Annotated in this window: 14 protein-coding genes; 9 read left to right on the forward strand and 5 right to left on the reverse strand. The window is 58.1% G+C overall.

Translation table 11 applies throughout. The features are described 5' to 3' along the window. Nucleotides 1-5: 5 nt before the first annotated feature. Together I6J72_RS04820 and I6J72_RS04825 are read right to left on the reverse strand one after the other, a co-directional pair. Nucleotides 6-1907, reverse strand: coding sequence for a DIP1281 family NlpC/P60 protein (locus tag I6J72_RS04820; protein ID WP_204100106.1), 1902 nt, complete (start codon nucleotides 1905-1907; stop codon nucleotides 6-8). A gap of 1410 nt (nucleotides 1908-3317) precedes the next feature. Beyond that, complete coding sequence (locus tag I6J72_RS04825; RefSeq protein WP_115022067.1) at nucleotides 3318-3824, reverse strand: DUF6676 family protein; 507 nt, start codon at nucleotides 3822-3824, stop codon at nucleotides 3318-3320. Nucleotides 3825-4107: 283 nt separating this feature from the next. On the opposite strand from I6J72_RS04825, the gene can reads away from it, so the two are divergent. From can to I6J72_RS04855, 6 genes are all read left to right on the forward strand, one after another. Beyond that, nucleotides 4108-6924 (forward strand): aconitate hydratase, encoded by a 2817-nt coding sequence (gene can, locus I6J72_RS04830; protein ID WP_204100107.1) that lies wholly within the window; start codon nucleotides 4108-4110, stop codon nucleotides 6922-6924. 229 nt (nucleotides 6925-7153) lie between these two features. Further along, nucleotides 7154-7723: a TetR/AcrR family transcriptional regulator gene (locus tag I6J72_RS04835; protein ID WP_204100108.1), complete on the forward strand. Its 570-nt coding sequence runs from the start codon at nucleotides 7154-7156 to the stop codon at nucleotides 7721-7723. Between the two features lie 64 nt (nucleotides 7724-7787). After that, entirely contained in the window at nucleotides 7788-8579 is a 792-nt protein-coding gene (locus I6J72_RS04840) for a hypothetical protein (protein ID WP_204100109.1), read from the forward strand. 103 nt (nucleotides 8580-8682) lie between these two features. After that, nucleotides 8683-9462 carry a hypothetical protein gene (locus I6J72_RS04845; RefSeq protein WP_204100110.1) on the forward strand — a complete coding sequence of 260 codons (780 nt, stop codon included), beginning with the start codon at nucleotides 8683-8685 and terminating at the stop codon, nucleotides 9460-9462. Nucleotides 9463-9467: 5 nt separating this feature from the next. Next, nucleotides 9468-10208, forward strand: coding sequence for a hypothetical protein (locus I6J72_RS04850; RefSeq protein ID WP_204100111.1), 741 nt, complete (start codon nucleotides 9468-9470; stop codon nucleotides 10206-10208). An 85-nt stretch (nucleotides 10209-10293) separates the two neighbouring features. Then, the gene (locus I6J72_RS04855; protein WP_204100112.1) at nucleotides 10294-11073 is read left to right on the forward strand and encodes a hypothetical protein; all 780 of its coding nucleotides are present in this window, start codon (nucleotides 10294-10296) and stop codon (nucleotides 11071-11073) included. Here the strand turns inward: I6J72_RS04855 and I6J72_RS04860 are convergent. Then, nucleotides 11070-11759 carry an NAD(P)-binding oxidoreductase gene (locus I6J72_RS04860; protein WP_204100113.1) on the reverse strand — a complete coding sequence of 230 codons (690 nt, stop codon included), beginning with the start codon at nucleotides 11757-11759 and terminating at the stop codon, nucleotides 11070-11072. The genes I6J72_RS04855 and I6J72_RS04860 overlap by 4 nt on opposite strands. A 79-nt stretch (nucleotides 11760-11838) precedes the next feature. On the opposite strand from I6J72_RS04860, the gene I6J72_RS04865 reads away from it, so the two are divergent. Continuing rightward, nucleotides 11839-12108 (forward strand): ACT domain-containing protein, encoded by a 270-nt coding sequence (locus I6J72_RS04865; protein ID WP_204100114.1) that lies wholly within the window; start codon nucleotides 11839-11841, stop codon nucleotides 12106-12108. Nucleotides 12109-12123: 15 nt separating this feature from the next. Beyond that, the gene (locus I6J72_RS04870) at nucleotides 12124-13488 is read left to right on the forward strand and encodes a PFL family protein (protein ID WP_204100115.1); all 1365 of its coding nucleotides are present in this window, start codon (nucleotides 12124-12126) and stop codon (nucleotides 13486-13488) included. Between the two features lie 203 nt (nucleotides 13489-13691). Here I6J72_RS04870 and I6J72_RS04875 read toward each other — a convergent pair whose 3' ends face one another. Both I6J72_RS04875 and I6J72_RS04880 read right to left on the reverse strand, forming a co-directional pair. Continuing rightward, the gene (locus I6J72_RS04875) at nucleotides 13692-14447 is read right to left on the reverse strand and encodes a hypothetical protein (RefSeq protein ID WP_204100116.1); all 756 of its coding nucleotides are present in this window, start codon (nucleotides 14445-14447) and stop codon (nucleotides 13692-13694) included. 166 nt (nucleotides 14448-14613) lie between these two features. Beyond that, nucleotides 14614-16245 carry an ABC-F family ATP-binding cassette domain-containing protein gene (locus tag I6J72_RS04880; RefSeq protein WP_204100117.1) on the reverse strand — a complete coding sequence of 544 codons (1632 nt, stop codon included), beginning with the start codon at nucleotides 16243-16245 and terminating at the stop codon, nucleotides 14614-14616. A gap of 161 nt (nucleotides 16246-16406) precedes the next feature. On the opposite strand from I6J72_RS04880, the gene I6J72_RS04885 reads away from it, so the two are divergent. Then, nucleotides 16407-18407 (forward strand): fructose-specific PTS transporter subunit EIIC, encoded by a 2001-nt coding sequence (locus I6J72_RS04885; protein WP_204100118.1) that lies wholly within the window; start codon nucleotides 16407-16409, stop codon nucleotides 18405-18407. Nucleotides 18408-18478: the final 71 nt, after the last annotated feature.

The following is an 18478-nucleotide window of genomic DNA, read 5'->3' on the forward strand; positions in this document are numbered from 1 at the left end:
CTTACCTAGATTAGTCGCACGGCATACGGAGCCATTCCGGCTTGACGGACCGGGGTGATACTGACGTTCTGGCCAGACTGCGGAGCCTCAACCATAGTGCCATCACCCAAATAGATCGCGACATGCTGGTTACCACTTGGGCCATAGAAAATCAGGTCACCGCGTTCGATGTCACTGGTCGAAATTTTCTCGCCCTTCTGATACTGGTATCCCGTGTAGTGCGGCAAAGAGATGCCCACACCCGCAAAGGCGTAGAGAACAAGACCAGAACAGTCGAAACCAACCTTGTTGTAATCGCCGTGAGAGTCTGCAACGCCTCCATCGCGGATACCCTGAGTCGGGCCGTTGGCGTCACCGCCACCCCACGCATATGGAACACCGACCTGAGAGGTGGCGCGTTCAATGACGGTCTCAATTTGAGCCTCACGGGATGCACCGCCCAGCTTCGATGTAGCCTTATCGGTAACACTGTCGGTCGTTTCGAGGTCTTCCAACAAACCAGACAGATCTGAGGCGAGGGCATCCCCGTCTTCATCGTCATCGTCGAGAACGTCAGACGTAATAGTAGACGTCGACGTTGTGGAGGAGTCCTGGGATGCAGTGTGTGTCGACGTCGCAGAGTCTTCGCCCTGGAGGGCGAACAGCTTCGAGGAACCCTGCGCCAAGGCATCGATTTCCTCTGCAGTCAGACTATTACTGTGGCCAGGTTGAGAGGCTGCCACCATTGATGCCACGGTGCCGACAACACCAATCCCCAAGGCAATGGTTTCTGGATCAATGGAGCGAGAGTCGAGAGAGCTGCCACCGCTGGTGTTGCGTCGATCCTCACTCTTAGAGGAAAGCTCTTTCACATTAGGGTCGGAAGAGAGTGTATCGGCGGCGCTAGAGAGTTCCTTCATCTCCTCCGGAGACATCGTCGGAGAAGTACGCTGAGCCTGCAGCGAACGATTGCGTGCTTCCTCTGCAGAGGGGCCCTGGACGGACGCAGCGCCAGAGGTTGTAGTGTCAGAGGTTTCTGCCTCCGATACTGCGGACGGTTCTTCCGCCTCCGGCAGTTCTTCTGCGGAGGGCTTGGAGCGTTCAGAAGTTGGCAAATCCTCCTTGGTCAAGCTGTGAGACTGGACGTTAGATCCAGTTTCCAGGCTTGATTCATCGGACTCGTCAACCCCTTTAGCTTTATCTAGCGCCTTGTGCAGCTCCTCTAGCTGAGTGAGAAGGTCCGTGCGTTCCGCGGTCGAATCCTCAATGGTTGACTCCGATTCAGCGAGCATCTGGCGTGCGGACGCTTCCGCTTCGGACGCCTGGTTCTCACGCTGCTCGGCAAGCTCTTGAGTCTTGCGCAGCTGAGATTCCTTGTTGGCCTTTTGCGTGCGCTCCTGCTCCAGCCGGGTGAGGACATCCTGCTGTTTATCGGACTGAGAGCGGAGGAAGGACTGACGCTCGAGCATGTCGGCGCGAGCGTTTTTGCCCGCTGCCTGGGATACGGCGTCGGAGGTGTTGGCACGGCGGTAAGCCGAGCGCGAAATATCGTCGAGTTTCGCCTGAGCCTGCGCCACCTCATCCTCAGCAGTGTCGAGCTGCTGACGTGCCGTGGTGGTACCACGACGCGCCTGCTCGGCTCTTGTCCGGGCATCGTTGAGATCGACGAGAGCCCGGTTCACTGCCTCGCGTTGCGAACCGATGGTGGCTTCGGCTTCTGCGATTCGTTCCTCGATCTGGGCAATGGCCCCGGCGAGGTCCGCAATGGAGGGATTGTCAGAGGAAAGCAGCTCCTTAACGTTAAGCTGCTCTGGTTCCGCCGCTACTGCTGGCGTTAGAGATGAAACTGTAGACAAGGCGGCGGTCGTCGCAATAGCAGCGCACACTGCTTTTAGACGACGGAAGCCGAATGATGAAGTGGTGGCCACGAGAATAGTCTCCTCAACGCCTACCGAGCCCCGATGCCGTCAACCACGTAGGAGGGCACATTTATGCATCCTCCTCTGCCCTTGCGTCACGGCGTGTGAGTGGAGGAATTTCCTATGTAGCGGATACGGGGATCTTTCCTTGCGCATACGAGCTCTAGCCGTCATAGAGGCAGCACGTAATAGGCATGCGCAAAGAATGAGTGGGGCCTCATCCTAGAGAGGCGGACTCGTGAGAGGTCCTGTCATTGGCGGGGGCTGTCATTAACCTATCGCGGGTGTACACCTGCGCACATCCAGGACCACGCACATTGAGCAAAGTGTTCCATGCTCGTTCGGGTCCCGATCGCGAAGGGGCACACGCAACGCGGAGAACATCGCGCTGTGAGGTTCCTCCTCGCCAGGCGCCCCGCGCATACAGTCGGTGTCCGCACCATCTAGGAGCAGCGGGCATCGACATGGCTGGCACCCAACCGGGAACCGACAGGACGAGAATGTGCAGCACTCTATCCACAGAGTGCATATGTCGCGTAAGCGAGCCTCTCCCACTCGGAAGGTAGGTGTCTTTGTGATGAAAAGTCGAACACTGGTACCGACAGCACAAAGTTCATCAAGCTGCTGCGCGCTTAGAAAGGCGGCGCTCATCCGCCAGGCGGTGATCCTCAACTGCCGTTATCGCTCGTGGCGTGCTTCCCCACATACCCGTGCGTCGTCTCTGTTGAGAGTCAAGGCTTGGCCCATGAACACATGGAGCAAGAGTCAACCCGTGAGTCGATACGTGAACCATACGTCACCGACATGCCATGTCGCACACTTTCCTCATTTTTCACATGAGTTAAGTTCAACCACAGAGCGTTACAGGAGCATCTAACCTGCAACTATTTTGTTACCAAGGTGTGATTGTGACTTTAATCACTAACGCGTAACGCGCGCCGCTTGGGGCAAGGCGCAGCCAACTAGACAACGGTAATCCGGTAGTGGGTAGCACCCGTGCGCAAGGCTCTATCACCAATCAACTACACGCTTGGCGACAAGGCTTCACCCTTGTCGCACACTTCTTTGGTGACACCCACTTTTCACGGCAGAGCACCCCACGTGCCGCAGGATTGCATCGGCACCTGGGGGCCACGTCTAGACAACTGAAAGCTCCCTCTCTCAGAGTCATCCACCCCCTAGAGTCGAGGCTTTCGCGTCACCAGCTTAGAACCTTTGAGGAGGCGTTGACGAGACCGAGGAGGAGATCGCATTTCCCGCCTCAACCACTCCCCCGCGGCCAAAGTAAAGGGTTAGTGGTTGACATTTACCACTTCCCTACCCTTCTCTGGCGAGCTTGGTGTCGCTATGTGGGAGTGGCGGAGGCCTTCGTGTAAAGGAATCTCACGCCGCTTCCGAGTGGCTCTACTTGTGCCCCGACTAGCCTCGTGTGGCATCTACGACGGCAGCGGCCGGATTGGATTCGGGCGTGCGTCGAGACGCAGAGCGGACTGCGGAGTAGGCAGCCAACACTGCGAGGCAGAAAAATATTCCAAGGATGGGGCCCCACGGGACTGAGAAACCATCCGCCGTAGCGTAGAAATCATGAACAAGTGTGACCTGATCGAGACCTACCGGCAGGGAATCCTCGGCTGCTTCAATCGCCGCACGATCGTAGGAATCGCTCACAACCGACACCTTCATAGGCGCCTGAAGGATGACAGTGTCTAGGCCAGTCCTCTCTTGAAGAGTGGTGGCAAGGTCCCGCAGATCTGGAATCTTCTCCGGAAAAACGTCGACAACCGCTACCCCGTGGTCGGGTTGCAGGGAGGCGGCGATGGGCTCCTGGAGGGCGTCGTCAAGCGCAAGCTCTGGGTTGGAGAAGGCAACACCATCGTCCGAAAGCTGTTCGGCGATGTTATCGACATCTACGCCATCCGGGATCATGGAGTACTCCTTACTGTTCTGCAGTCTCGAGCCTAAGCCCGCAACGACAGGTTTAGGGCGGGTGACGCGCCGGTACCCCCCGAAATGGATGAAACAGAACGCTCGTACTGTTATAGTGGCACCAACCGCGGGTTCCAACCTCTACAATGGATAAGGAACCTTCGCGTTCTGAGAACGTCGATGTGCCACAGTCCCCGGACGTCGGCACGGCCTCGATGAGCTCGATGGACCTTTAATAAGTGTTCGACAACCTACAAGCGAAAAGCAAGGAATGGAGCTCCCTGTGACTGAAAGCCTGAACTCCTTCGGCGCCAAGAAGACCCTAGATGTCAACGGTAAATCCTATGACTACTTCGACATCAATGCGGTTGAGGGCCTGGAGAAGCTGCCGTACTCCCTCAAGGTGCTAGCTGAGAACCAGCTGCGCTACGAGGATGGCAAGAACGTAACCAAGGATCACATTAACGCTTTGGCGAACTGGGATCCGTCCGCAGAGCCGGACACCGAGATCCAGTTCACCCCGGCTCGTGTCCTCATGCAGGATTTCACCGGCGTTCCCTGTGTGGTCGACCTCGCTACCATGCGTGAGGCCATTGCAACTCTCGGCGGCAAGCCGGAGCAGGTGAACCCGCTCAACCCGGCAGAGATGGTTATCGACCACTCCGTTATTGTTGAGGCTTTCGGTTCCTCCGAGGCTCTGGAGAAGAACGTCGAAATCGAGTACGAGCGCAACCAGGAGCGTTACCAGTTCCTGCGTTGGGGTGCCGAGAACTTCTCTAACTTCCGCGTTGTTCCTCCGGGAACCGGTATTGTCCACCAGGTCAACATCGAGTACCTGTCTCGCGTCGTCTTCGACAACGAGGGCGTTGCTTACCCGGATACCTGTATCGGTACCGACTCCCACACCACCATGGAGAACGGCCTCGGCATTTTGGGCTGGGGCGTTGGCGGCATTGAGGCTGAGGCAGCCATGCTGGGCCAGCCGGTCTCCATGCTTATCCCGCGCGTCGTCGGCTTCAAGCTCACCGGCGAGATCCCGACCGGCGTGACGGCTACCGACGTTGTTCTGACCATCACCGAGATGCTCCGTGAGCACGGCGTGGTTCAGAAGTTTGTTGAGTTCTACGGCAACGGTGTGAAGTCTGTTCCGCTGGCTAACCGCGCCACCATTGGTAACATGTCTCCGGAATTCGGCTCCACCGCTGCGATCTTCCCGATCGACGAGGAGACTATCAAGTACCTCGAGCTCACCGGTCGCCCGCAGGAGCAGATCGACCGCGTCGAGGCATACGCCAAGGCTCAGGGCATGTGGCTGGAGCAGGATGCTCCGGAGGCTAAGTACTCCGAGTACCTCGAGCTGGATCTGTCCACCGTTAAGCCTTCCATCGCTGGCCCGAAGCGCCCGCAGGACCGCATCCTTCTTTCTGAGGCAAAGGAGCAGTTCCGTAAGGATCTGCCGACCTACGCTTCCGGTGACGTTGTCGCAGATGAGTCCACCATTGAGGCAAAGCGTATGACCGCTGAGGGCGGCGACGAGAACTCCCTCGTTGACGTTACCGGTGGCCTGAACAAGTCCCGCGCAGGTGAGGGCGAGTCCGCAGCTAAGGGTAGCTCCGGCCGTCAGTCCAACCCGGTGACCGTCACCTCCGCGAACGGTGGCGAGTACACCTTGGACCACGGCATGGTCGCCATTGCTTCCATCACGTCCTGCACCAACACCTCCAACCCGTCCGTCATGGTGGGCGCTGGCCTCATTGCCCGCAAGGCGGCTGAAAAGGGCCTGAAGTCCAAGCCTTGGGTCAAGACCATTTGTGCTCCGGGTTCCCAGGTTGTTGACGGCTACTTCCAGCGCGCAGACCTGTGGAAGGACCTCGAGGCTCTCGGCTTCTACCTCTCTGGCTTCGGCTGCACCACCTGTATTGGTAACTCCGGCCCACTGCCGGAGGAAATCTCCAACGCCATCAACGAGCACGACCTGGCTGCTACCGCAGTGCTGTCCGGTAACCGCAACTTTGAGGGCCGCATTTCCCCGGACGTCAAGATGAACTACTTGGCCTCCCCAATCATGGTTATTGCATACGCTATTGCCGGCACCATGGACTTCGACTTCGAAACCCAGCCGCTGGGTCAGGACCAGGACGGCAACGATGTCTTCCTCAAGGACATCTGGCCTTCCCCGCAGGAGATTGAGGACACCATCCAGCAGGCAATCTCCCGCGAGCTGTATGAGGCTGACTACGCCGACGTATTCAAGGGTGACGACGCATGGCGCAACCTGGATGTACCGGAGGGTGAAACCTTCGAGTGGAACGAGGATTCCACCTACATCCGCAAGGCTCCGTACTTCGACGGTATGCCGACTGAGCCGGAGCCGGTTGCGGACATCAAGGGTGCTCGCGTCCTGGCTAAGCTCGGTGACTCCGTTACCACTGACCACATCTCCCCTGCCTCCTCCATTAAGCCGGGCACCCCTGCTGCTCAGTACCTGGATGAGAATGGTGTGGAGCGCCAGGACTACAACTCCCTGGGTTCCCGTCGTGGTAACCACGAGGTCATGATGCGCGGTACCTTCGCCAACATCCGCCTGCAGAACCAGCTGGTGGACGTTGCCGGTGGCTACACCCGCGACTTCACCCAGGAGGGCGCACCGCAGGCCTTCATCTTCGATGCTTGCGAGAACTACAAGGCCGCTGACATCCCGCTGGTCGTCCTGGCCGGCAAGGAATACGGCACCGGTTCTTCCCGTGACTGGGCTGCCAAGGGCACCAATCTGCTGGGCGTGAAGGCCGTTATTACCGAGTCCTTCGAGCGTATCCACCGCTCGAACCTCATCGGTATGGGCGTTATCCCGCTGCAGTTCCCGGAGGGCGAGTCTCACGAGTCCCTGGGCTTGGACGGTACCGAGACCTTCGACATCGATGGCATTGCAGCTCTCAACGAGGGCGGAATTCCACAGTCGGTTCACGTGACCGCAACCAAGGAGTCCGGCGAGACCGTCGAGTTCGACGCCAAGGTTCGCATCGACACGCCTGGTGAGGCCGACTACTACCGCCACGGCGGCATTCTGCAGTACGTGCTGCGCCAGATGGTCAAGGCCTAAGAAGGCTCAAGCCGCTTTGAGAGCCCACGAGGTGGGCTCTGCATAGCTCAGCGGAAGGCCAGCTAGCAACGAGATGAGTGCTGGCTGGCCTTTCTTTATCCACAAAGCTTTCCACGCCCCAAGTAGCTATTAACTATTGGGTCAAACTCCCCTACTCGATTCCTCTCCCGTACCCACTATCGTTGCGGCACATGTGTGCCGCGCTTCCTTCCAAGGAGATTGTCCAGCCATGCCGATTATGAGCGATTCCGAGCTCAACCGCCGCCGTAACGACATCCTCGTCGGTGCGAGAAAATGCTTTGCCGAGTATGGCTATGAAGGCGCGACAGTCCGCCGATTGGAAGAGGCCACCGGAAAGTCGCGAGGCGCCATCTTCCACCACTTCGGGGATAAGGAATCGCTCTTCCTCGCGCTGGCTCGGGAGGATGCCGCCCGGGAGGCGGAGGTTGTGGCAAACAACGGTCTGGTCGAGGTGATGAGCGAAATGCTCCGCCACCCGGAACGCCACGAATGGCTCGCCACCCGCCTTGAGGTGACTTCAATGCTGCGCACCGATCCTTCCTTTGCCGCTCGCTGGCGCGAAGAGCAGCAAGTCCTCGACAAGGCCGTGCGCGCCCGTTTGGAATCCAATGCTGAAAAGGGCCGCCTCCGCGATGACGTCTCCATCGACACCTTGGTGACCTATCTAGAAACGTTCATGGATGGGTTCATTAACCGCCTCGCACTTGGTGACACGTCGAACTTGGAGCAGGTTCTTTCCTTGGTTGAACAGACAATCCGTGGAACGCGTGCTCACTAATTCCGGAATTGTGTCCCTTTATGGTCAGCCTGATGGACCGCTAGCCCTCGCTACACTGTGAGGCATGGACCACACTCCCCTGCGCCTTCCTCGTGCGAAGCTCGACATCTACTCAGGCGACCAGGCAAGGCTTGTCCCTGTGCAAGCTCGCGCCCACGATGCACAACCAAACCCGCACGTCGATACGTCGGGTATACGTGAGGTCATAGAGGACGCTGGGCCTCAACCCGGGCGTCTCAAGTTCGGTGACGTCGCCATCTGGATCCCAATAGCTCTCGTTGGTCTGATCACTAGTAGCGTGACGTTTTCTTTCCTCACTAGTGGTCTTGGGCCCCGGAACAGCCCCCATTCTGGTTTCGATCCATTTGCTTTGATCCCAGTGTTCGGCTGCCTCTTTGGCCTAGTCTTTGTGGGGCTCGGCGTGTGGAACGTCTTCACAGCGATTGGCAGTGCTCGGCGTCTTCGTACAGCGTGGCGAAACGGCTGGATTGAATACCGGCCCGCGCTTATCGGTGAGCTTGTTTACTTGCGCAGCAAGACCGAAGGCTCGGAAAAGAATGAGAGGACCCATTTCTATTACTCCGCGCCGCTGCAAATTCTTCAGCCAGACGGCTCATTGTCGAACGCAACGTCCGGCGAGTTCCGTGCCAACTATCCAAACGCACTAAAGTCACGGGGCGCTGCCCTGTCAGAGGCTTCCCGCGCAGCAACGGTTGATTCCACTCGCAACAATGGGTGGACCGTAGCCGCATACCGTACGGATAGCCAGGACTCTGGAGCAGAGATCCCTTGTGGATTATCCACCAAGCAAATCGATGCCATTCTCCGCTTTGCCGAACAGCGATGGATTACATAGCCCACTAGGTGCCAAGTCTCGCACGCAGTATTGACGGGTATTGCTCCCCTCAAGGCCTGTTGTTCATGGCCCACAGGGTTTCACTACCGCTAACCTGTGCGGTATGACTCACTCTCCCATCCGGTTCCCGCGTACGAAGCTAAAAATCTCCGGTAAGTTCCCGGAATCCCTCGCTCCCAAGGAATCCGAAACCCATGATTCTCAGCCAAGGCAAGAGATCGACCGCAGCGGTATCAGGGAGGCCATTGACTCCACCGGCCTGCCCCCAGGGCGCGCTAGCGTCCACGATACGCTCTTTGGCTTCGTCTTTGGTTTCTTCGGCGTAATCGCCGCTGTTCTCGCATCCGGTATCGGGTTCGTCACCCTTTTGTTGGGTGGAAGTCAGGAGGGGATTGACAACGGTCTCCTATACGGCCTTCCCATTACCGTGGTGTTAGCTGTCTTATTTTTGTGGCTTGCCATCTTCCTCGTGCGCAGTGAAAGGCAGAGAGCTAAGCGCATGGCCGCTGCTTGGAAAAACGGATGGATCGAATACCGGCCGGCACTCATCGGGGAATTGGTGTTGCATCGGCGTAGGAGGAGTGACGACTCAACAGATCATTTCTACAAAGCTCCACTACTCGTTCTTCAGCCGGATGGCTCGATGCCGAAAGCGCACAGCGCTGAATTCAGGAGCGGGAATCCCAATTGGTTGAAAATGCGTGGATTCACCGTGGCGGATGGCCCACTGGTTGCCACGGTGGATTTCAACCACAACAACGGTTGGCACGTCGTGGCATACCGAGCTGACGATCCCAACCCCACGCCCGTGCTGCAACACGGCCTCAGCAAGGAGCAAGTGGAGGCTGTCTTGACTTTCGCCGAAAATAAATGGGTGAAGTAGATCGCATGTCCCAGGATGTACTCGCACCATTCGACTTCCAGAGCCTTTTTTATTCTGACCGAATTATCCCGAAAAGCAAGCGGTCCGTGTCCTCGCCTAACCCGGCACCCGCAACCCCCGTGGTGGCGCGAGCTGTGTACGCAACCGGTCCCTTCCCAGGAAACTCAGCTCTCAACAAAAAGTCATTGCTGGGGCGTACCATCCTTTCGCTGGTGCTCGGAGCCTCGGCCATTGCCCTGATCATGGAGAATGATTTCATCAGCCACCCGGTGTTTTCCTGGGCTACCAAATTGTTCTTTGCCGCCGCGTTCATTGCGGGAATGGTCGACCTCGGGCAATCAGTGCGCCGCAACACTTGGGGTGCGCAACGGGTTCGCTTGGCCGCGCAGAACGGGTGGCTCGAGTATTACCCAGCGCTAATAGGAGAAATCTGGAACACTGGCACCGTCAAACATGAATATGATCCGACAGAATATTGCTACCAGGCTAGAGCGCGACTGTTCTCCCGCGATGGCTCGAGCTTTGATATCACTACCGAGGTCTTTCTCGACAATCACACGCCAATGGAATTTTCTCAGATGGGCATCGCGCTGGTCGACGATGAAGAGGATGCGAAGTTTGAACGAGTAAACGGTTGGTACCTAGCAGGCCACATCGCTACCAAGCCGCTGAATGAAGCCGGTTTCGCGCATCGACTCACCAAAAATCAGGTGCGGGCAGGCCTCAATGCTGCGCTACATGCTTAGCAACCGGAGCGAACCCTCCGGGTCTCCTCGGCGAAGCTCCCCATCCCGCACTGCGTGTGCTGGTTTGTCAGTTACTGTGCGAACTATGACTGAGTCCCCCATCACGTTGCCACGCACCAAGTTGAAGCTTTCGCCGCATGTGCCGAGAACTCTTGCAGCTCAACAGTCTACAGCCGATGTATCCCAGCCTAATCCACATATAGATCGCAGTGGTATCCGCGAAATCATCGATGGCGCCGGCCCCAGCCCGGGACGCGCCCTGCTGGAAAAGCATTCCACTGGACTCATCAGCGGAATACTCGTCATTACCGTCCTTGTCATAGGCCTCGCGATAGCTGCAGCCGCCTTTGCGGTGTACTCGGAAACGAAAGCAGCAGGACCCATCATTCTCATCAGCCTTCTCATTTTTGTCGCACTGACAGTATTCCTCGTCGTCGGTTCTGTTCGCGGTAAAAAATCGTTGAACCGCATGGTGAAAGGCATGGATAACACATGGAAGAACGGATGGGTTGAATACCGGCCAGTCCTCATCGGCGAGCTAGCCCACGTGCGTCAGGAGGATGACGGCGACACAGTGACGCACTACTACACCGCACCGCTTCTGATGTTGCAGCCAGATGGGAGCATGAACAGGGTGACTTCAAGCCAGTTCACTAATAGGGACCCAGCGTGGCTAAAGGCGAAAAACTTCGCTGTAGCCGACAGCCCACAGACAGCAACCGTAGACTTCGCCCACAATAATGGCTGGGACGTGGCTGGATACCGTGTGTCCGTCCCCAACCCGGAGCCCCAGTTTGGGCTCGGGCTCACTAAGCAGCAGGTAGAAGCAGTTCTCTCCTTCGCAGCGAAGAATTGGGTGCGCTAAATATCCTTAACACTGCCGTCGCCGTCGATGAACTCCAGCGGAGAGGACGGCAGTGTCTCGCGCGTGGCCACTTCGGTGACAACGTCGGCGACTAGATCTCGCGACGTCTTCATATCAGAACTACGCTGCGAATTCTCCTCGAGGACGGTAATACCCCGAGCTGGCTCCTCAGTGAGAGCAGCTGGGCCGAGGATGAGATAATTCAGGTCAGTGGAGTTGAGCTTATTGTCCACTGCCTTCTTGGACTCCACGTAGGCATACCACTTCTCGTCCGCGGGATCGGTGGTATTCGTCGTGGCACCCATGTAGGAAATCATGATGTAGGCCGGAGTGTTCTTACCGTCGGCAGCAAGCTTCTCCAGACCCGCAATCGATGCGAGCGCGGCATCGCGGTCCACGGCCCAGGTTACGTCAGCGCCAGCGCGACCACCGTTGCCAGCGCCCCAAACGACGACGTCATAATCACCGAGGAGTTCAGCCCACTGTTCCTCGGAAATCTCAGTGAGATCGCGCAGTACCGGGGTTGCCCCACTCGCCTCGATATCAGGAACCTGGTTGGGATTACGGATAAGGGAGTGGACATCTACGTTGGCGTCGACAAGCTTCGGCGCCGCCAGCAATCCCACCTTGCCGTGGCCGCCAATGTAGAGAACTTTCTTACGCGCGTTAGTTGTCGTATCAGTCATGTCCGCCACCGTACGCGCCTTCCTGGCACACTGCATGACCCCTGGGCAGTGTTAGAAACGCGCGGGATACAATGAGATCATGATTGCCATCATGACTGTCACCGGTGCCGATCGCACCGGCATCATCGCGTCCGTGTCTACTGCCCTTGCTGAGCTCAACGTCAACATCGTGGATGTGTCGCAGACTCTTATGTCGGGCTTTTTCACCATGATCCTGAGGGTTGACTTCGATGAGAATGAGGTGAGCATCCGCGAAATTCAGGACCGAATGAATTCCGTGGGTGAATCTACCCAACAGTCCATTCGCGTGCAGTCGGAAGCGCTGTTCACCGCCATGAATGAGATCTAGGAAAGATAACGAGTCATGCTTAATCGCTTCAATACTGTCAGTATTCTCGACACCATCGAGATGATCGAGAAGTACCGTCTCGACATCCGCACCGTGACCATGGGCATTTCGCTCCTTGGCTGCACGCGACCCACCATGGAAGCCACGGCTGAAGCCGTCTATGACCTCGTGACCTCCCGCGCCGCGCAACTGGTTGAGGTGTGCGAGGGAATCGAGGCCGAGCTCGGCATCCCGATCGTCAACAAGCGCATCTCCGTGACCCCTATCGCGCTCATCGTGGCCGGCGTCGACGGAAACCCCGTGGACGTCGCCCGCGCGCTGGACCGTGCGGCAGCCGCCACTGGCGTCGACTTCGTTGGTGGCTACTCTGCGCTCGTTGAAAAGGGCGCTACCGCCGCCGAAAAGGCACTCATCCGTTCCATCCCGGAAGCCCTGGCAGAGACGAACCTGGTGTGCTCCTCGGTCAACATCGCCTCCTCCCGCGCCGGCATCAACATGAATGCGGCCGCGCAGATGGGACGAATCATCAAGGAGGCAGCCGAGCTTACCAAGGACCGTAGCGCCATCGGCTGCGCCAAGCTCGTGATCTTCTCCAACTCCGTCGGCGATAACCCCTTCATGGCCGGCGCCTTCCACGGCATCGAGGAGCCGGACTGCGTCGTTTCCGTCGGCGTATCCGGACCCGGTGTGGTCGATCGCGCCCTCGGTTCCCTGAAGGGAGCCACCCTCAATGAGGTAGCCGAAGAGGTCAAGAAAGCCGCCTTCAAGGTCACCCGCGCCGGACAGCTCGTGGGTGAAATGGCTTCTGAGCGCCTCGGTGTTCCCTTCGGCATCATCGACCTCTCCCTCGCTCCCACCGCGGAGCTGGGTGACTCCGTCGCACACATTCTGGAGCACATGGGCCTGGATCAGGTGGGCACGCACGGCACCACGGCAGCACTGGCGCTGCTTAACGACGCCGTCAAGAAGGGCGGCATGATGGCCTGTTCCCGCGTGGGCGGCCTGTCCGGTTCCTTCATCCCGGTTTCTGAGGACAAGGGCATGATCGATGCGGTGCGCTCTGGCGCTATCTCCATCGACAAACTGGAGGCCATGACCTCTATCTGTTCGGTGGGCTTGGACATGATCGCCATCCCGGGCGATACTTCTGCAGAAACCATCGCCGGCATGATTGCTGATGAGGCCGCCATTGGTGTGATGAACCATAAGACCACCGCAGTGCGCGTCATCCCCGCGCCTGGCACCAAGGCTGGCGACGAGGTCAACTTCGGCGGCCTTCTGGGCTACGCTCCGGTCATCCCCGTCAACGAAGTCGGAAACGCGACCTTTATTAACCGCGGTGGCTTTATCCCCGCGCCGGTGCACGGGTTCCGAAACTAAGTCCTCACCAATTCGGATTAATTTTCACCAAGCACTTGACCCTCACACTATGTGAGGGCTTAGCTTTGTCCCATGCAGGCGGGCAGACCGTACATCCGAATCAGCGGTTGTTATAAGCAAAGGTGAACTCATTGTAGGTGGCCCAGCTGGAACCGCTACCCATGGCAGCGCGCTCTCCCCAAGGAGGTAACGAAGGTGCGCTTTTATGGCGCTTCTTCTCGGTAATCGCTGGCGTTGCGTAGTTGCTCCTCAAGCTCCGCAATCATCGGCAGTGCTAGCTTCGCACGTTCAGCATCAATGCCCCACTTCTCGGGTTCACTGCGGAGCATCGTGGCTGTGGCCGTGAGAAAGTGGGCGAAGTTTTCAACTACGGCACGGTTGTTGTTGCGAATACCTTCGGTGAGCACAGTGGTACTCAGCCGTTCGGTCCAAATTTCGAGGATATGGGGTGAAGTGCTCTTGGCTATCGTGGTGCAGGCGGCGCGCGCTAGGCGCAAACTCTCATCGTCATGCCACACTCCTCCGGGGGCGCGAAGACGGCACGAAATAATTGCTGCGCCTTCGACGGCCGGGATCCTTCCCATGCGCACACACGTTTCTACGTAGTCGGCGCCGTAACCGACGGCCATGATAGGACCGATGTCCTTGACAATGCCACGTGTGTCGTCCTCTGTGACATACCACGCGCGGAAGGCGAGGTAGTCCTCGTAGTGGAAGTGGCCTGCCGCCGCGAGGACATTCAGCAACCTGGCGGACAACGCCTTAGTCCACACCTTGTCTGTACGCAGGTAACCGTTAAGGCGTTCACGAATCTGATCAAGATGGTCATCCCACTGACCTGACTCAATGCCCTCTTTCAATTCGGTGTAGGCCCAGTCCACGCGGACTTCAGGCCGTTTGCTCACTAAACCGGTGAGTAGCGGTTCGATGACAGAACCGAGGCTATCGGCGGTGCTCATGACTTCTTCCTCTCCTGCGGCAGCACGTCGGGATCTGACCACTTCTAGACCCTTTGCGTGGGAAGCGGAAGGACCCAAGAGAAGAGTCTTGAGCGGTGTGTGATTGTGAGCTCGAGTCTAGCCCAAGATATAGAACCAGGACAGAGGCATATCTGAGAATTAGTCTTTAGGCTAGCTCCACGATTTCCATGTACTCGTCGTTCCACAAGTCTTCATCGCCGTCTGGCATGATGATGACGCGCTCCGGGTTGAGGGCCTTGACCGCCCCCGGGTCGTGGGTAACCAAGACCACGGCGCCGGTGTAGGTCCCCAGGGCATCGAGCACCTGCTCGCGAGACTGTGGGTCGAGGTTGTTTGTGGGCTCGTCGAGAAGCAGCACATTAGCTCGTGAGGACACCAGCGTTGCCAGCGACAATCGGGTCTTCTCACCACCGGAGAGCGTGCCGGCGGGTTGCTCCAGCTTGTCTCCGGAGAACATGAAGGCGCCGAGCAGACCGCGCAGATCCTGTTGGCCGGCATCCGGGCAGGCCTCGATGGTGTTCTCCCAGACAGTCTTGTCGGGGTCGATGTTGTCGTGTTCCTGGGCAAAGTATCCGATGCGCAGGCCGTGGCCAGAGACTATGCCACCTTCGCCATCGGTGCGCTCTACGCCCGCCAGAAGCTTAAGAAGGGTTGTCTTGCCGGCACCGTTGTAGCCCAGCACAACCACGCGGGAGCCCTTGTCGATGGCCAAATCAACGCCAGCGAAGACCTCAAGAGAGCCATACATCTTGGTCAGGCCCTTGGCGTTCATCGGAGTCTTGCCGCAGGGAGCGGGTTCCGGGAATTTGATGTGGGCAACCTTATCGGCCACGCGGACGTCATCCAGCTCGTTCATCATACGCTCAGCACGGTGCAGCATCTGCTTGGCGGCGGCGGCCTTCGTAGCCTTCGCTCCCAACTTGGCGGCTTGCTTGTGCAACGCTGCGGCCTTCTTCTCCGCATTCGCGCGCTCGCGGCGGCGACGTGCCTCATCGGTGGCGCGGGCGTCAAGGTACTTCTTAAAGCCCATGTTGTAGACGTCTGCTTCGGCGCGCACGGCATCAAGGAACCAGACCTTGTTGCACACGTCCTCCAGCAGGTCGACGTCGTGGGAAATCATCACGAGTCCGCCTTCGTGCTTGGATAAGAAGCCGCGCAGCCAGGTGATAGAGTCCGCATCGAGGTGGTTCGTGGGCTCGTCGAGAAGCAGCGTGGTCTGGGACTTGCCCGAGCCAGCCGACGCTGCGAAAAGAATCTGCGCGAGCTCCACGCGGCGCCGCTGACCACCGGACAGCGTCTTGAGCTGCTGGTCAAGGACACGCTGCGGAAGACCCAGGTTGTCGCAGATCTGCGCGCACTCGGAGTCCGCCTCATACCCGCCTAAAGCGTGGTACTCCTCCTCCAAGCGGGAAAACTTACGAATGGCTTTGTCACGGAACTTCTCGTCCGTGGCGGTTTCCATCAGCTCTTGTTGCTTTGCCATGCGGCGCTTGATGTCGTCTAAGCCGCGGGCGGAGAGCACGCGCTCACGCGCGGTCTGCTCAATATTGCCCTCTCGGGAATCCTGCGGTAGGTAACCAATGGGCCCCGAGCGCGTCACCGAGCCGCCATAGGGCTCGGTCTCCCCCGCCAGAATGCGCATCGTCGTGGTCTTGCCCGCGCCATTGCGCCCGACCAGGCCGATGCGGTCGCCCGGTTGCACGCGTAGGTGCTGGCCGGGGGCGTCGAGAAGCGTGCGTGCGCCCACGCGCACCTCGAAATCATTGGTCACAATCACGTCGAAACAGTCTAGCAACCAGGGTAGTTAAACCCGAACCCGCGGCAGGGCACCTGCAGCATGTATCTGGGGGATCTGGAGTGTAGAGCATCCTGGAAAACCTGACTCCTGTTCGGCGCGTTTCACTCATGCATGAAAGTCGATGTGACTACATTGGCGTCATGAGCACATCAGACACATCGAGATCACCGTTGATCCTCGCGATTACCGCATGTCCGACCGGAATCGCTCACACCTACATGGCCGCTGAAAACCTGGAAGCTGCTGCCGCTGAACTTGGTTACCGCATCAAGATTGAGACACACGGTTCAATTGGTGTCGAAGGTACCTTTGGCTCGAAAGACATCGACGAAGCCGATGCAATCGTGATTGGCGCCGACACCGTGATTGCCAAGGACCGCTTCCATGGAAAGCGCCTGGCAGCCGCTGGCGTTGATGAAGCTATCAAGCAGCCAAAGGAGCTTCTCACCCGCGCTCTGTCAGCGGCGAAGTGGGAAGGAAAGACCTTGAGCGACGAGCCGCAAGGGAATCAGAGCGACGAAACCTCCGGGAGCGCCACTGGGGTTCGTGCCGTGGGAGAGACGCTCTACAAAGCGCTAATGAATGGTGTTTCCCATATGATTCCGTTCGTGGTGACCGGTGGTCTCCTCATTGCGGTAGCACTCTCAATCGGAGGCACTCCCACGCCCGAAGGCCTAGCTATCCCTGAAGACTCTTTCTGGAACACTCTGAATGAGCTTGGCGGCTTGGCTTTTTCTCTCATGGTGCCGATTCTTTCCGGCTATATTGCTGTCGGCATTGCGGACCGCCCTGGCTTGGCGCCAGGACTCATCACTGGTCTTATCGCTACGACCGGCTCACTCTATGGCTCAGAAGCTGGAGCTGGTTTCCTGGGAGGCATCGTCACAGGCATCCTGTCCGGCTACGTAGCCCTAGGAATCAAAAAGATTCCTGTTAATAAGTACATCGCCCCGATCTGGCCGATCATCGTGATTCCGATCTTCACCACGCTTATCGTGGGGCTCATCTTTATCTACTTCGTCGGTGCTCCGGTAGCCGGCGCCTTTGAAGCCATGACCGAGTACCTCGCGGGGATGGAAGGTTCCTCTGTCATTGTCCTCGGTCTGGTTATCGGCGCGATGATCGCTTTCGACATGGGCGGGCCCTTCAACAAAACTGCCTTCCTGTTCGGCGGTGGCATGATTGCCGCCGGTAATGCGGCTCCGATGGGTATGGCGGCTACCGCTATTGCCGTACCGCCCCTTGCGGTGGGTGTTGCCACCCTAGTCCGCCGTGCTTGGTTCACTAAAGCAGAGAAGGACGCCGGTATCGCCGCGCTCTTCATGGGGTTCTTCGGCATCACCGAAGGAGCTATCCCTCTTGCGGCTGCACGCCCGCTCCAAGTCATTCCGGCAAACGTCATCGGCGGTGCGGTAGCAGGAGCCCTGGCAGGTGTGCTTGGTGTCACTGACCATGTCATGCATGGAGGTCCCATCGTCGCGGTACTTGGGGCTGTTGACAACATCGTGGGCTTCTTCATCGCACTGCTCTTTGGCGTCGTCGTCTGTGCTTCTGTCATGCTTCTGTTGATTGGACTTACCCGACATGGAAGGGCCCAGAGCAAAGCTGCGAGCCAGGATGATCAGGACGCAGCGGGCATTGCTAAGGAGGATGTGTCAGAAGCATCGGCCCAAGACCAACCTCTGCTCTCTGCCGAGACGGTAAGCCTCGACCACAACCTGGGCAATGACCGCGACGAGATCATCAACTCTTTAGTCACGCTTATCTCTCCCCGGCTTTCTGATCCTTCTGGGGTCACCAAAGCAGCCCTGGAGCGGGAGTCGAAGCACTCTACCGGGGTGGGTCATGGCGTGGCCATCCCTCATGCCCGTACATCGGGGGTGAACGTCCCGACTTTGGCTTTTGCTCGTCTTCCCGAAGGCATTACGTGGGCGGATGGTGAGGATCCCACGACGATGGTCTTCCTCATTGCTGTGCCTGAGGACGCCGGCAAGCAGCATCTCAAGCTGCTTTCCAAGCTGGCGCGGGCGATTATGAAGGATGATTTCCGTGCTCGTCTTCAATCCGCCACATCCAAGGAGGAAGCTGTAGAGATCATCTCCACCACCTTGGATCCTGCGTCCTTACCTGCTTCGTCATAGCGGTATGGTTCAAAGCTTTTCAAGCACCGCACAGTATGAAAAAGAAACCGCCAGCCCACGAGCACTGAAGG

It is taken from the genome of Corynebacterium sp. FDAARGOS 1242, assembly GCF_016889985.1.
Lineage (GTDB): Bacteria > Actinomycetota > Actinomycetes > Mycobacteriales > Mycobacteriaceae > Corynebacterium > Corynebacterium minutissimum_B.

Coding starts and splice junctions, on each gene's coding strand:
- I6J72_RS04825 (WP_115022067.1), bottom strand. CDS start 3,824: ATGATCCCGGATGGCGTAGATGTCGATAACATCGCCGAACAGCTTTCG.
- I6J72_RS04835 (WP_204100108.1), top strand. CDS start 7,154: ATGCCGATTATGAGCGATTCCGAGCTCAACCGCCGCCGTAACGACATC.
- I6J72_RS04840 (WP_204100109.1), top strand. CDS start 7,788: ATGGACCACACTCCCCTGCGCCTTCCTCGTGCGAAGCTCGACATCTAC.
- I6J72_RS04845 (WP_204100110.1), top strand. CDS start 8,683: ATGACTCACTCTCCCATCCGGTTCCCGCGTACGAAGCTAAAAATCTCC.
- I6J72_RS04850 (WP_204100111.1), top strand. CDS start 9,468: ATGTCCCAGGATGTACTCGCACCATTCGACTTCCAGAGCCTTTTTTAT.
- I6J72_RS04855 (WP_204100112.1), top strand. CDS start 10,294: ATGACTGAGTCCCCCATCACGTTGCCACGCACCAAGTTGAAGCTTTCG.
- I6J72_RS04860 (WP_204100113.1), bottom strand. CDS start 11,759: ATGACTGATACGACAACTAACGCGCGTAAGAAAGTTCTCTACATTGGC.
- I6J72_RS04865 (WP_204100114.1), top strand. CDS start 11,839: ATGATTGCCATCATGACTGTCACCGGTGCCGATCGCACCGGCATCATC.
- I6J72_RS04870 (WP_204100115.1), top strand. CDS start 12,124: ATGCTTAATCGCTTCAATACTGTCAGTATTCTCGACACCATCGAGATG.
- I6J72_RS04875 (WP_204100116.1), bottom strand. CDS start 14,447: ATGAGCACCGCCGATAGCCTCGGTTCTGTCATCGAACCGCTACTCACC.
- I6J72_RS04885 (WP_204100118.1), top strand. CDS start 16,407: ATGAGCACATCAGACACATCGAGATCACCGTTGATCCTCGCGATTACC.